This is a genomic window from Ruminococcus champanellensis 18P13 = JCM 17042 (assembly GCF_000210095.1).
Taxonomy (GTDB): Bacteria; Bacillota; Clostridia; order Oscillospirales; family Ruminococcaceae; genus Ruminococcus_F; species Ruminococcus_F champanellensis.
Map to the genome: position 1 here is coordinate 540,691 of NC_021039.1, position 12,818 is coordinate 553,508.

The window sequence follows — 12,818 nt, forward strand, 5'->3', positions numbered from 1 at the left end:
TAAAAAATCAAGGGGTTTTTGCGCATTTCTATTATTTTTGTAGGATTTCACAGTGTACACGAAGATAAATAAATTATATTGTGCAGAATGTACAAATACATACTTTTGGCATCTTAAGGTATTTGCCAATCTCTATGGGACTGTTTACGATTTGTTCATATATCAGACACAATTTATGCGTATATGAATTGCGTTATATATTGTATAATAAAAAGGAATCCCGAAGCACGAATTGTGCGGAAAAGAGGAAAATATGGCACTGGATAAAGTTTTAATTGTGGATGATGATAAAAATATCTGCGACCTGCTGCGGCTCTACCTGGAGAAGGAGGGCTACAGCGTGATCCTGTCCCACGACGGGGAGGAAGCTGTGGTCAAGTTCAACGCCTTAAAGCCGGACATCGTTCTGCTGGACGTGATGCTTCCCGGACTGGACGGCTGGCAGGTCTGCCGGGAGATCCGGAAAAAGTCCAATATCCCGATCCTGATGATCACCGCCAAGAGCGATACCTTTGATAAGGTACTGGGTCTGGAGCTTGGGGCGGACGACTATATCGTCAAGCCCTTTGACAGCAAGGAGGTCATCGCCCGGATCAAGGCGGTGGTGCGCCGTACCGGTCAGTCTCCGGCGGAAATGGAGGTCCGGGAGGTTCGCTATGACAAGCTTTCTGTGAACATGACCCGGTATGAGCTGAAGGTGGACGGCAAGGTTGTGGACGCTCCCCCCAAGGAGCTGGAGCTGCTGTTCTACCTGGCATCCAACCCCAACCGGGTATACACCCGGGATCAGCTTCTGGATGAGGTATGGGGCTTTGAGTACTACGGAGATTCCCGTACCATTGACGTACACATCAAGCGTCTGCGTGAAAAGCTGGAGGGTGTTTCGGACAAGTGGGAGCTGAAAACCGTCTGGGGCGTAGGCTATAAATTTGAGACGGACGAAGAAGACTAAGGAAACACCGCACAAAGCGTGTGTGCCGAATGGACGTACAAAGCCATTGGGTGTGCTTTGTGCGGTGTTCATTTCCCTTTGGACATGGAAAGAGCATAGGCGGTTGATGCAATGAAGAAAAGCATTTTCTCCCGGTATTTCTACCTGGGGACGATCATTACCTTTTTCTTTGCCGCCCTGCTGGGAAGCCTGGTGCTTCTGTGGGCGGATGGCAGGTATGAGGATGAAAAGCGGGAGCAGGCAGCCAATATGGCGCATCTGATGATCACGGAGACCCGGGAAAATTACAGCCGGTACGGCAATGTGGATACCCCCCAGATCCACTCCCAGTTTTCCTACTATGCTCTGACCTATAATGTATCCTGTTATCTGTTTGACGAAAACGGGGCGTGTCTGCTGCGCTCGGATTATGCGGACGGCTCTATCCGGCTCAGTGACTCTCTGATGAACTCCGTGCAGCGCAAACCCACCTTCCAGGTCAATCAGTTCACGGGTCTGACCCAGGAGCTTAGCGTGTGCTATATTGAGCATTTCCAGTTGTATGATACGGATCAGGAGCATGGGGCATATCTGGCGTTGGTGTATCCGGCGGAGCAGTTGACCAGCTTTTCCAAGGAGCTGTTCTTCGTGCTGGTGATCGGTCTGATGGCAGTGACGGTTCTTGCAGCCATCGTCTTTTACTTCAATACCCGGCATATGCTGAAACCGGTGAAGGAGATCACCAAGGCCGCAGAACGCTATGCGGACGGGGATTTTTCCTTCAAGCCGGATGTGGCGGACGCAGGAGAGCTGACCTATCTTGCCATGACCATGGGGCGGATGGCGGACTTTATCGATTCCAACGAAAAGAACCGGAAAAGCTTCGTGTCCAACGTGTCCCACGAGCTGCGCACCCCTATGACCACGATTAGTGGCTTTGTGGACGGAATTCTGGATGGTACCATTCCTCCGGAGCAGCAGCAGGGCTATCTGCGGCGGATCTCGGGAGAGGTGAAGCGCCTGTCCCGGCTGGTCAGCTCCATGCTGAACATCTCCAAGTTTGAGGAGGGGGGCATGGAGCTGAAGCTGGTGCCGGTGGAACTGACCGGTCTGCTGATTTCCACGTTATTTATGTTTGAGCAGAAGATCGAAGCCCGGCAGATCCAGGTCTGCGGTCTGGAGGACTGTCCCCGGGCGGAGGTGCAGGCGGATAAGGATCTGATGCAGCAGGTATTCTACAATCTGATCGAAAATGCGGTAAAATTCACTCCCAGGAACGGGGAGCTGACCTTTTCAGTGATGCCCCAGGGAGAGCAGTGCCAGGTGGTGATCCGCAACACGGGAGAGGGTCTCAGCGAGGAGGAGCTTTCCAACGTGTTCAACCGGTTCTACAAGACCGATGAATCCCGGAGCAAGGATACCACCGGGGTGGGGTTGGGGCTGTCCATTGTCAGTCGTATCATCCGGCTCCACAACGGCAATATTATGGTAAAGAGCGTGAAGGGGGACTATACGGAATTTGTGATCACGCTGCCCGTGAAGGGGAAAAAGCAGCTGCCCCCCAAGGAACGAAAGGATTAGGAACATGGAAGAAAACCAGTACGAACACAGTGGCAGCCAGCCGGAGGCATCCCCTGCTCAGGAGCCTGCCGCTGCCGGGACGCCGGCACAGAACCAGACCAGTCCCGACAGTCAGTCCGGATATCAGCAGCCCTATGGGCAGGGATATCAGAGTACCTATCAGAATCAGCAGCCCTATGGGCAGGGATATCAGCGTACCTACCAGAATCAGCAGCCCTATGGGCAGGGATATCAGAGTACTTATCAGAATCAGCAGCCCTATGGGCAGGGATATCAGCGTGCCTATCAGAATCAACAGCCCTATGGGCAGGGGTATCAGCGTACCTATCAGAATCAACAGCCCTACGGGCAGCAGGGCTATGCCCAGGGATACTACGGCACGCCGCCCCGGTTCGCTCCGGAGCCTGCGCCGGCAGAGCCTTCTCCGGCACGGATCAACCGTGCCATGCTGATTGCCGCCATTGTGGGTTTTGTGCTGATCCTGGGCTTTTCCGTGTACTGTATAGTGCGGGATCTGTCCCATGGGGCGATGCAGTCCGACCCTGGCGGAGTCCATATCAGCATCGGCACCCAGAAAAAGCCGGATGTACCGGAGAATTATAAGGACGATACGGGCAGATATACCGTAGAGGGTATTGCCCAGGCGGTGCGCCCCAGCATCGTGGAGATCTACACCTACGGGGAGGTGGACTCTCTGGTGATCGGCAGTGGCTCTGGCATCATTATTTCCGAGGATGGATATATTGTGACCAATGAGCATGTGCTCAACGGCGCAAAAACCTATGTGGTGCATCTGGACGATGATTCCCCCCACCCGGCAAAGCTGGTGGGCAGGGATGCCAAGACGGACATTGCAGTGCTGAAGATCGATGCAGCGGATCTGACAGTAGCTGTGCTGGGAGATTCCAACGAAACTGTGCTGGGAGAAGAGGTGGTCGCCATCGGCAATCCGGCAGGGCTGTCCGGCACCCTCACCAACGGCATCGTGTCCGGGCTGAACCGGAAGATCCGGGCGGACAGCACCGGCTATGAAATGACCTGTATCCAGACCAACGCCGCCATCAGTCCCGGCAATTCCGGCGGCGCACTGGTGAATATGTTCGGGCAGGTCATCGGCATTACCTCCTCCAAGTATGTCAGCTCCAGCTATGAGGGACTGGGCTTTGCCATTACCATCAACGAGGCGCTGCCCATTATTGAGGAGCTGATCCAGAACGGCTATATTGCCGGCAGATACCGGATCGGTATCACCTTCTACAGCTCGGAGGACACTTATACACAACGGCTCTTTGAAAAGCAGGAGGGCTATGAGATCCCGGAGGATTTCCAGGGCATCTGGATCGAGGGGATTTCCGGAGACTGCTCGGTGGCAAGCACGGCGCTGCGCACCGGGGATTTCATTTACGCCGTCAACGGCAAGGAGGTCTATGACTACGATTCCCTGTCCGTTGCGCTGGAGGGTCGTGGCCCCGGAGATACGGTGACTGCCAAGTGCCGCCGGTACGGCAGCAGTCAGTCAGACTATGAGGATTTTGAGATCAGTTTCCAGTTGATGGAAGACAGGTCGGGAGACTTTTAAGAGGAGGCTGCAGTGGCGTCATTTACCGAAAAGGCAATTATGGATTCCTTCATCAAGCTGTTGAACGCAAAGCCCCTTGACAAGATCACGGTCAAGGACATTGTGGAGGACTGCGGCATCAACCGCAACACATTCTACTACCATTTTGACGATATTCCCACCCTGGTGACCAGGATCCTGGAGGATGAGACCAACCGGGCGCTGTCCCTGCACAGGGATGTGCACTCCTGGGAGGAGGGGTTTATTGCCGCCGCCCAGTTTGCCCTGTCCAACAAGCGGCTGATCTACCACATTTACAACTCCGTGAGCCGGGAGATCTTCGAGCGGTATCTGAACGACATTACCTGGGACATTATGTACCGGTTTGTGGATACCATTGCCCGGGACATTGCCTGTGATGCGTCGGACAAAAAGCTGATTGCAAGCTTTTATAAGGCGGCATTGGTGGGCATGATCCTGGACTGGCTGGCAAACGGTATGAAATACGACCCGGAGGAGATCATCGGCAGACTGGGAGTCATGCTGGAGGGGAACATCCGGGCGTCCCTGAAAAAAGTGGAGAAGCAGCAGCGGCATACATAAGCATGTGTGTTGTGCATAAAAATACGGCGTGTGCGCATGAAATTCTGTGCATGCGGCTGCGACGAAATGCCGAAAAACCGGCGTTTGTTAGACAAATCGGGCGATGTGTCCAAAAATCAGATAATTTCCGGGCGGTGCATAAATTTTATGCACCGCTTTTTTATTATCCGTTTTCATTTTCCGCCGCCGGGGGTACAATAAGGACAGTGAAGGGAAGTGATCCTATGAAAGGAACAGGTTGGATCCGGGCAGCAAAGTCCGGTTACATTGCAACCTCCATGCTCTGGTGCGCAGCGGGACTGCTTTTGATTTTCCTGCCGGGCACCTCTGTAAAGCTCCTGTGCATGGCGGCAGGCGGTCTGCTGACTGTGTGCGGCATCATCAAGATCATCGGGTATTTTTCCAAGGATCTGTACCGGCTGGCGTTTCAGTTCGATCTGGCGCTGGGGCTGCTGTGCCTGCTGCTGGGGCTGATCCTGCTGTGCAATCCGGTGGGCTTTACCACCTTCGTGCATTTCCTGATCGGCATCGTGGTGCTCACCGACAGCATGTTCAAGCTGCAAACCGCTTTTGATGCCAAACGCTTCGGCATCTCCAACTGGTGGGTCATCGGGCTGACATCCCTGCTGACCGGTGTCTGTGGGGTGCTGCTGGTGCTGAACCCCTTTGACGGGGCAAAGCTTATTATGCGGCTGATCGGCATTACCGCACTGCTGGAGGGTGTTCTGAATCTTCTGGTTGCAGTGTATGCAGTGAAGATCCAGAAGCAGGGCAAGGTTGACGTGATCGAGACCCATGCAGAAATAAAGGGGGAAGATGATTTATGAAACTGGGACAAGCGGTTGTCAAGCACCGGGTGCTGATTCTGATCATTACGCTGGTGCTCCTGGTGCCTTCGGTGCTGGGTATGATGGCGACCCGGATCAATTACGATATGCTGAATTATCTGCCGGATGATATGGACACCACCACCGGTCAGGATATTCTGATGGATGAGTTCGGAAAGGGCGCATTCTCCTTTTTAATCGTGGAGGATATGCCCGCCAAGGACATTGTGAAGCTGGAGGAACAGCTCCGGACGGTAGAGCATGTGGATACGGTGCTCTGGTACGACAGTCTGCTGGACATTTCCGTTCCCATGGAAATGCTGCCCCAGAAGGTGTATGACGCATTCAACGCCGGGGACTGCACCATGATTGCCGTGTTCTTCGACACCTCCACCTCCGCCGACGAAACCATGCAGGCAATTGCCTCCATCCGGGACATTGCCGGCAAGCAGTGCTTCGTTTCCGGCATGAGCGCCATGGTTACAGATCTGAAGGAGCTTTGCGAAAACGAGGAGCCCATTTATGTAGCGCTTGCGGTGGTCATGGCGTGCATCGTTATGATGCTGTTCATGGACAGCTGGATCATTCCGTTTCTGTTCCTGTCCAGCATCGGTGCAGCGATTCTGATCAACATGGGCACCAACTACTTCTTAGGAGAGATCTCCTATCTGACCAAGGCGCTGTCGGCGGTATTGCAACTGGCAGTCACCATGGACTACTCCATCTTCCTGTGGCACAGCTACTGTGAGCAGCGAAAGCTCCAGGGGGATCAGTACAGCGCAATGGCAACTGCCATCCACGAAACCTTTACCTCCGTCATCGGCAGTTCCATCACCACCATTGCCGGGTTCATCGCTCTGTGCTTCATGACCTTTACTCTGGGCATGGATCTTGGCATCGTCATGGCGAAGGGCGTAATCCTGGGCGTGATCGGATGCGTTACTACTCTGCCGGCTTTGATCCTGGTGCTGGATAAGCCCATTGAAAAGACCCGGCACCGTGCCCTGCTGCCCAGTATGAACAAGGCGGCAAAGGGTCTGACCAGGATCTTCCCCGTATTCCTTGCAGTGTTCGCCATTGCCATTGTGCCGGCGTACTACGCATACTCCAAGACCAATGACGCTGTGTACTACGACCTGGGCGCTACCCTGCCGGAGGATATGGATTACGTCATTGCCAACACCAAGCTGAAGGATACCTTCAATGTTGGCTCCACCCACATGCTGCTGGTGGATGCCTCCCTGGAGCCAAAGCAGGTCAAGCAGATGACCAAGGAGCTTGAACAGGTGGACGGCGTCAAGTATGTGCTTGGCATGGAATCCGTGGTGGGCTCTCTGGTGCCCCAGGATATGATCCCGGATTCCATCCGGAGCATTCTGGAAAGCGACAACTGGGAGCTGATGCTCATCAACTCGGAATACACCACTGCAAGCGATGCGGTGAACAATCAGATCGAACAGTTGAACAGCATCATCAAGCAGTACGACCAGAAGGGGATGCTCATCGGCGAGGCGCCCTGCACCAAGGATATGATCGACATCACCGACCGGGACTTCAAGGTGGTCAACACCATTTCCATCCTGGCGATCTTCCTGATCATTCTCTTTGTGGAAAAGAGCATTTCCCTGCCGGTGATCCTGGTGGCAGTCATCGAGCTGTCCATCTTCATCAACCTGGGCATCCCCTATCTGACCAATACATCCCTGCCGTTTATCGCCCCCATCTGCATCAGTACCATTCAGCTGGGCGCAACGGTGGACTATGCGATCCTTATGACCACCCGGTACAAGAAGAACCGGTTTGATGGCATGGACAAACGGGAAGCGGTTTCCGATGCACTGAGCATGTCCATTCCTTCCATTATCGTCAGCGCCCTGGGGCTGTTTGCTTCCACCTTCGGCGTTGCGGTTTACTCCGACGTGGATATCATCAGCTCCCTGTGTACGCTGATGGCAAGAGGCGCAATCATCAGTATGCTCTGCGTCATCCTGATCCTGCCGGCTATGTTCATGCTGTTCGATAAGATCATCAGCAAAACCACCATCGGCTTTCTGCCGAAGAATCATTAAGCTCCGGAGGTATGCGTTATGAAATCCAATAAAAAGATTACAGCCAAAACCGTTTCCCTGACCCTGTGCGCCGCCATGGCGTGCAGCTGCATCGGCATGCTGGCGTATGCCGCCGGGGAAAAGAGCGGAGAATCCCAACTGACCGCCGCTGTCACCCAGACGGTGGATACACAAAAGACATCCGACACCAGCAAGACCGCCTCCAAGGACGAGACCGTGTATGTGATCGCCGGGGCGGACGGCAGTGCCAAGAAGATCATCGTCAGCGACTGGATCAAGAATACAGCCGGCAGCAGCTCCCTGGACGACAGCACAGAGCTGAAGGATGTGACCAACGTCAAGGGGGAGCAGGGCTACACCATGAACGGGGACAATGCCCGGATCTGGGATGCAGCCGGCGGTGATATCTACTACCAGGGCAGCATTGAAAAGGATCTGCCGGTATCCCTCAAGGTCAGCTATCAGCTGGACGGCAACCCCATTTCCGCAGAGGATCTTGCAGGAAAGAGCGGCAAGGTCACCATCCGGTTCGACTACAAGAACAACCAGTATGAAACCGTGAAGATCGACGGCAAGGACGAGAAGATCTATGTGCCCTTTGTGATGCTGACCGGTATGATCGTGGACAACGACAACTTCCGGAACGTGGAGGTATCCAACGGCAAGCTCATCAATGACGGGGATCACACCGTGATTGCAGGCATCGCTCTGCCGGGCATGCAGGACAGCCTGCAGCTGGACAAGGACACGCTGACCATTCCGGATTATGTGGAGATCACCGCAGATGTAACGGATTTCTCCCTGGCAACTACCATGACCGTTGCAAGCAATGAAGTATTCAACAACATTGACACCTCCGGTCTGGATCAGTACGACGATCTGACGGATGCGATGGACGATCTGACCAGCGCCATGAAGCAGCTGCTGGACGGTTCCTCCCAGCTGTATGACGGTCTGTCCACCCTGTTGAGCAAGTCCGACACCCTCATTACGGGCATTGACCGGCTGGCAACCGGCGCCAAGGAGCTTGCCTCCGGTGCATCCCAGCTGGAAAGCGGCGCAAAGGATCTGAACAGCGGCGCATCTCAGCTGGCGGACGGACTGGATACCCTCAGCGGCAACAGCGCAACCCTGAACGGCGGCGCAAAGCAGGTGTTTGACACCCTGCTGTCCACAGCGGATACCCAGATTGCAGCCGCAGGCTTACAGGCAGATAAGCTCACCGTCAGCAACTATCAGACCGTGCTGAACAAGGTCATCGCTTCCCTGGACAGCGATGCGGTACAGAAGCTGGCATACAACACCGCCCTCAAGCAGGTGACCGCAGCGGTCAACGCCAAGGAGCCGGAGATCCGCACCGGAGTCACCGCAGCGGTACAGAGCAAGGTGCTGGAGGGCGTACTGGCAGCAGCCGGTCAGAGCATGACCGCAGAGCAGTATCAGCAGGCGGTAGAGGCTGGAGTGGTACCGGAAGCCATGCAGCAGCAGGTCGCTGCGGCTGTCAATGCCCAGATGCAGACGGAGGCTGTCCAGAGCCAGATCAACCAGAATGTTGAAGCACAGAAGCAGAAGCTCATTGACCAGAATATGCAGTCCGATGAGGTTACCGGCAAGATTCAGCAGGCAGTGGCAAGCGCAAAGCAGGGCAAGGCACAGCTGCAAAACCTGCTGGAGCAGCTGAACAGCTACAACACCTTCTACCAGGGTGTGCTCCAGTACACCGGCGGTGTGGATACCGCAGCCCAGGGCGCTGCAGAGCTGGAATCCGGCAGCAGTAAGCTGAGCGCCGGTGCAACCACCCTCAGCAAGGGCGCAGATGCGCTCAAGTCCGGCATCGGGGAATTGCAGACCGGTGCGGATGCGCTGGTGGATGGGGTATCCCAGTTGAAGGATGGTTCCATGCAGCTGTCCGACGGTCTGAAGGAATTTGACGAAAGCGGCGTGCAGAAGCTGGTGGATGCTGTGGACGGAGATCTGAACGGGATCATCACCCGGTTCAAGGCAATGCTCGATGTGTCCGTAGATTACCGCTCCTTCGGCGGCATCAGCGAGGACATGGAGGGCTCCGTTAAGTTCATCTATAAGACCGATGAAATTTCCAAAGATTGATTCCTCCTTTGCGGGCGCCCCACTGCCGGATCTGGCAGCGGGGCGCCTTTTGCTGCATATTCTCTCCCGTGAACGCATATATATGCTACAGAACCGGAGATCCGGAGGATGAGAGAAAGGGAGCGATGCTATGAAGGAAGCCGCCGTTACGGGAACCAATCACAACGCCATACTGGAAAACCGCAAAAATCTGCTGCTGACCGGGGTCACGGATGTGGAAAGCTTTGACGAGCGTACCGTCAGCCTGTATACCCAGCTGGGGGAGCTGACCGTCCAGGGCAGACAGCTGCATGTAAACGGCATGAACCTGGAGACCGGGGAGGTCACCATTGAGGGGGATGTGTGGGCGCTTTGCTACGGAGAACGGGACAAGCGGGGGCCACTGAGCCTGCTGGGAAAGCTGTTCCGGTGAGCCTATGGGGCTGGAGAGCTTTTTCACCGCCAGTGAACAGGGGCGGCTGTTCTGGTATTCCTGTCTGTTCGGCATCCCCATCGGCATAGGCTTTGACCTGTTCCGGATTCTCCGGGCGGTGCTGCCCCATAACCGGGTGCTGGTGGCGCTGGAGGATCTGCTGTTCTGCATGCTCTACGCTTTGTTCGTGTCCGCCTTTTCCTTCGGCTTTGCCCGGGGGCATCTGCGGTGGTATTTCCCGGTGGGGAATCTGCTGGGCTTTACGGTGTATTACCTGACTGCCGGCAGGGTGGTCATGGGAGTGATCCACCGGATTCTGGGGATCCTGCGGCGGATCCTACGGGTGCTACTGCTGCCCTTTGTCAAGGGGTATGCACTGATCCGTGAAAAAACCATCCCGGTTTTTGTGGGAACTCTCCAAAAATCGAAAAAGGCAGAAAAAAAGTGAAAAAACACTTGATTGCAGGGAATGGAATGTTGTATAATGAATAAGATAGAAAACCGTGCGCCGAATCCGGAAGATACGGGACGAACAAAGAAAGAACATAAGGAAAGTGAGAAGCCGTGAAAAAGCATAAACTGAATCATGAGAAAACACCCAAGGGGGTCTTATCCTCCCTGGTGCTGCGGCTGGGCGTGTTTGCAGTCATAATCGTCTGCATTGCAATGATCATCTCCAACCAGTCCACCCTGGCAGAAAAGCAGCAGGAGCTTGCCGAGATCCAGGCGAAAAAGGCAATGCTGCAGGCAGAGAATGTCCGGCTGTCCAGAGAACTGGAAAGCGATGAGTACAGTTACATGGAGAACTATGCGCTCAATTACCTGAATTATGCATACCCTAATGAGCGCAGATTCTATGATACATCCAGAAATTAGGAGGAACGCAAAGTCAATGCAGGTAGAAATCGGTCAAGTGTATGAAGGCGTAGTCAAGGGCATCACACCCTACGGCGCATTTGTGGATCTGGCGGACGGGGTGACCGGAATGGTGCATATTTCCGAAGTTGCCAACGTGTACGTCAGCAATATCAGAGACCATCTGACAGAGAACCAGACCGTGAAGGTCAAGGTGCTGAGCATCAACGAAGCCGGAAAGATCAGTCTTTCCATCAAGAAGGCATGTCCGCCTCCCCAGCGGGAACAGCGGAAACCCCGGGATGGTGCGTCCCGTCCTCAGAACGGCGGCCGCCCCAGACAGGACAGGGGTCGTCCCAATGTGTGGGAACCCAAGAAGCAGCCCCCTATTACGGAGTTGTCCTTTGAGGATATGATGGCACGGTTCAAGCAGAGCAGCGAGGAAAAGATCTGTGATCTCAAGCGTGGATCCGACCGGAAGAACGGCTCCCGCAGCAGAGGAAAATAAGCAGAAAGGGAAAGCATACGCCGCTTTCCCTTTTCTTTTTCGCTTATTTGGACAATCCGGATTTCCCGTTTTTTGTGGAAATGCTGAATTTCCCACTTGAATCGACGGATTCCGACAGTTCCCCTTGCATCCGGGCAAAATTCGTGTTATAATGCTATACAGTAATATTTTGCGTAATTATATCATCTGATTTGATCAAAAGGAGTGATCCTATGGCAATCCTTGACGTAATCAAGTTTGGCGGACTTGCGTCCCGTGACTGGCTGGTGTATAAGCATCCCAAGGACAGCATTACCCTGGGCTCCCAACTGATCGTGGGAGAGGGTCAGGTAGCGATTTTCGTAAAGGGCGGCGCCGTTTGCGATGTATTTACCCCGGGCACCTATACCCTCAGCACCAACAACCTGCCGCTGCTGCAGGGCATCATCAACCTTCCATTTGGTGGCAAAACTCCCTTCTCTGCGGAGATCTACTACATAAATACCGTGACCAAGCTGGATCTTGCATGGGGCACCTCTGACCCCATCCAGTTGATTGACCCGAAGTACCATGTCCGGCTCCGGATCCGTGCCTTCGGGCAGGTGGGAATGAAGATCGCCGATTATGCCGGCTTCCTGCGGGAGCTGATCGGTTCCCTCAACGCCTCCGATGTGGTGCGGTACACCAAGGTACTGGATTTCTACAAGGGCATCCTGGTCACCAAGGTCAAGTCCATCATTGCGGACATCATCATCCACGACCAGATCTCCGCTCTGGAGATCGCTGCCCAACTGGATGGCATTTCTCAGCGTACTCAGCAGATTCTGACGCCGGAGTTCGGCAAGTTCGGCATGCAGCTGATCAACTTCTTCGTGAAGTCCATCAACTTCCCGGAGGAGGATTTCGAGACCATCAACAAGATCCTGGAGGATAAGGCGGCGTTCGACATTATGGGCGATTCCCGCTACGCCACCAAGCGCTCCTTTGACGTATACGAAGGGGCTGCCACCAACCAGAACGGGGTTGCCGGTGCGTTTGCAGCCGGGGGCATTGGACTTGGTGCCGGTGCAGCCATTGCCGGAAACGTGCAGCCTGCGGCTTCCGTGATGCAGGCGCCTGCCCCGGAGGCAGCCTACTGTCCTGCATGCCACGCAGCCAACAAGCAGGGTGCGAAATTCTGCAATAGCTGCGGCGCATCCATGACACCGCCGGAGCCAAAGCCCGCAGGAAAGACCTGCCCCGGATGCGGTGCAGCCGTGCCGGATGGCTCCAAGTTCTGTACCGAATGCGGCATGTCCCTGCAGCCGCCGGTCTGTGCCTGCGGCGCAACCCTGGAGCCAGGCTCCAAGTTCTGCAACCAGTGCGGCAGAAAGGTGGGTGAGTGAA

12 protein-coding genes are annotated in these 12,818 nt (G+C 54.7%); all 12 read left to right on the forward strand.

All coding sequences use genetic code 11. The annotated features are described in order from the left end of the window. The first annotated feature begins 253 nt into the window (after positions 1–253). The 12 genes from RUM_RS02400 (at position 254) to RUM_RS02455 (ending at position 12,817) form a co-directional block, all read left to right on the forward strand. On the forward strand, positions 254–952 hold the full coding sequence (locus RUM_RS02400; protein WP_015557631.1) for a response regulator transcription factor: 699 nt from the start codon (positions 254–256) through the stop codon (positions 950–952). Between the two features lie 111 nt (positions 953–1,063). Beyond that, on the forward strand, positions 1,064–2,512 hold the full coding sequence (locus tag RUM_RS11885) for a sensor histidine kinase (protein WP_015557632.1): 1,449 nt from the start codon (positions 1,064–1,066) through the stop codon (positions 2,510–2,512). A gap of 4 nt (positions 2,513–2,516) precedes the next feature. Then, positions 2,517–4,091 carry a S1C family serine protease gene (locus tag RUM_RS02410; protein WP_015557633.1) on the forward strand — a complete coding sequence of 525 codons (1,575 nt, stop codon included), beginning with the start codon at positions 2,517–2,519 and terminating at the stop codon, positions 4,089–4,091. A gap of 12 nt (positions 4,092–4,103) precedes the next feature. After that, complete coding sequence (locus RUM_RS02415) at positions 4,104–4,673, forward strand: TetR/AcrR family transcriptional regulator (protein ID WP_147645542.1); 570 nt, start codon at positions 4,104–4,106, stop codon at positions 4,671–4,673. 224 nt (positions 4,674–4,897) lie between these two features. Further along, a complete protein-coding gene (locus RUM_RS02420) occupies positions 4,898–5,500 on the forward strand; it encodes an HdeD family acid-resistance protein (RefSeq protein WP_015557634.1) in 603 nt (200 codons plus the stop codon). Next, complete coding sequence (locus RUM_RS02425) at positions 5,497–7,569, forward strand: efflux RND transporter permease subunit (RefSeq protein WP_015557635.1); 2,073 nt, start codon at positions 5,497–5,499, stop codon at positions 7,567–7,569. The genes RUM_RS02420 and RUM_RS02425 overlap by 4 nt, the downstream gene beginning before the upstream one ends. 18 nt (positions 7,570–7,587) lie before the next feature. Then, entirely contained in the window at positions 7,588–9,678 is a 2,091-nt protein-coding gene (locus RUM_RS13290; protein ID WP_015557636.1) for a coiled-coil domain-containing protein, read from the forward strand. A 130-nt stretch (positions 9,679–9,808) separates the two neighbouring features. Further along, positions 9,809–10,090: a sporulation protein YabP gene (yabP, locus tag RUM_RS02435; protein WP_015557637.1), complete on the forward strand. Its 282-nt coding sequence runs from the start codon at positions 9,809–9,811 to the stop codon at positions 10,088–10,090. Between the two features lie 4 nt (positions 10,091–10,094). Beyond that, positions 10,095–10,538, forward strand: a complete 444-nt coding sequence (gene yabQ, locus RUM_RS11890; protein WP_015557638.1) for a spore cortex biosynthesis protein YabQ — start codon at positions 10,095–10,097, stop codon at positions 10,536–10,538. A gap of 116 nt (positions 10,539–10,654) precedes the next feature. Beyond that, positions 10,655–10,966, forward strand: a complete 312-nt coding sequence (locus RUM_RS02445) for an FtsB family cell division protein (protein WP_041326219.1) — start codon at positions 10,655–10,657, stop codon at positions 10,964–10,966. Positions 10,967–10,982: 16 nt separating this feature from the next. Continuing rightward, positions 10,983–11,453 (forward strand): S1 RNA-binding domain-containing protein, encoded by a 471-nt coding sequence (locus RUM_RS02450; RefSeq protein WP_015557639.1) that lies wholly within the window; start codon positions 10,983–10,985, stop codon positions 11,451–11,453. Positions 11,454–11,665: 212 nt separating this feature from the next. Further along, complete coding sequence (locus RUM_RS02455; RefSeq protein ID WP_015557640.1) at positions 11,666–12,817, forward strand: SPFH domain-containing protein; 1,152 nt, start codon at positions 11,666–11,668, stop codon at positions 12,815–12,817. Position 12,818 lies beyond the last annotated feature (1 nt).

Excerpts from the sequence above, each read along its gene's own strand:
- RUM_RS02400 (WP_015557631.1), top strand. The coding sequence starts at position 254 with ATGGCACTGGATAAAGTTTTAATTGTGGATGATGATAAAAATATCTGC.
- RUM_RS11885 (WP_015557632.1), top strand. The coding sequence starts at position 1,064 with ATGAAGAAAAGCATTTTCTCCCGGTATTTCTACCTGGGGACGATCATT.
- RUM_RS02410 (WP_015557633.1), top strand. The coding sequence starts at position 2,517 with ATGGAAGAAAACCAGTACGAACACAGTGGCAGCCAGCCGGAGGCATCC.
- RUM_RS02420 (WP_015557634.1), top strand. The coding sequence starts at position 4,898 with ATGAAAGGAACAGGTTGGATCCGGGCAGCAAAGTCCGGTTACATTGCA.
- RUM_RS02425 (WP_015557635.1), top strand. The coding sequence starts at position 5,497 with ATGAAACTGGGACAAGCGGTTGTCAAGCACCGGGTGCTGATTCTGATC.
- RUM_RS13290 (WP_015557636.1), top strand. The coding sequence starts at position 7,588 with ATGAAATCCAATAAAAAGATTACAGCCAAAACCGTTTCCCTGACCCTG.
- yabP (WP_015557637.1), top strand. The coding sequence starts at position 9,809 with ATGAAGGAAGCCGCCGTTACGGGAACCAATCACAACGCCATACTGGAA.
- yabQ (WP_015557638.1), top strand. The coding sequence starts at position 10,095 with ATGGGGCTGGAGAGCTTTTTCACCGCCAGTGAACAGGGGCGGCTGTTC.
- RUM_RS02450 (WP_015557639.1), top strand. The coding sequence starts at position 10,983 with ATGCAGGTAGAAATCGGTCAAGTGTATGAAGGCGTAGTCAAGGGCATC.
- RUM_RS02455 (WP_015557640.1), top strand. The coding sequence starts at position 11,666 with ATGGCAATCCTTGACGTAATCAAGTTTGGCGGACTTGCGTCCCGTGAC.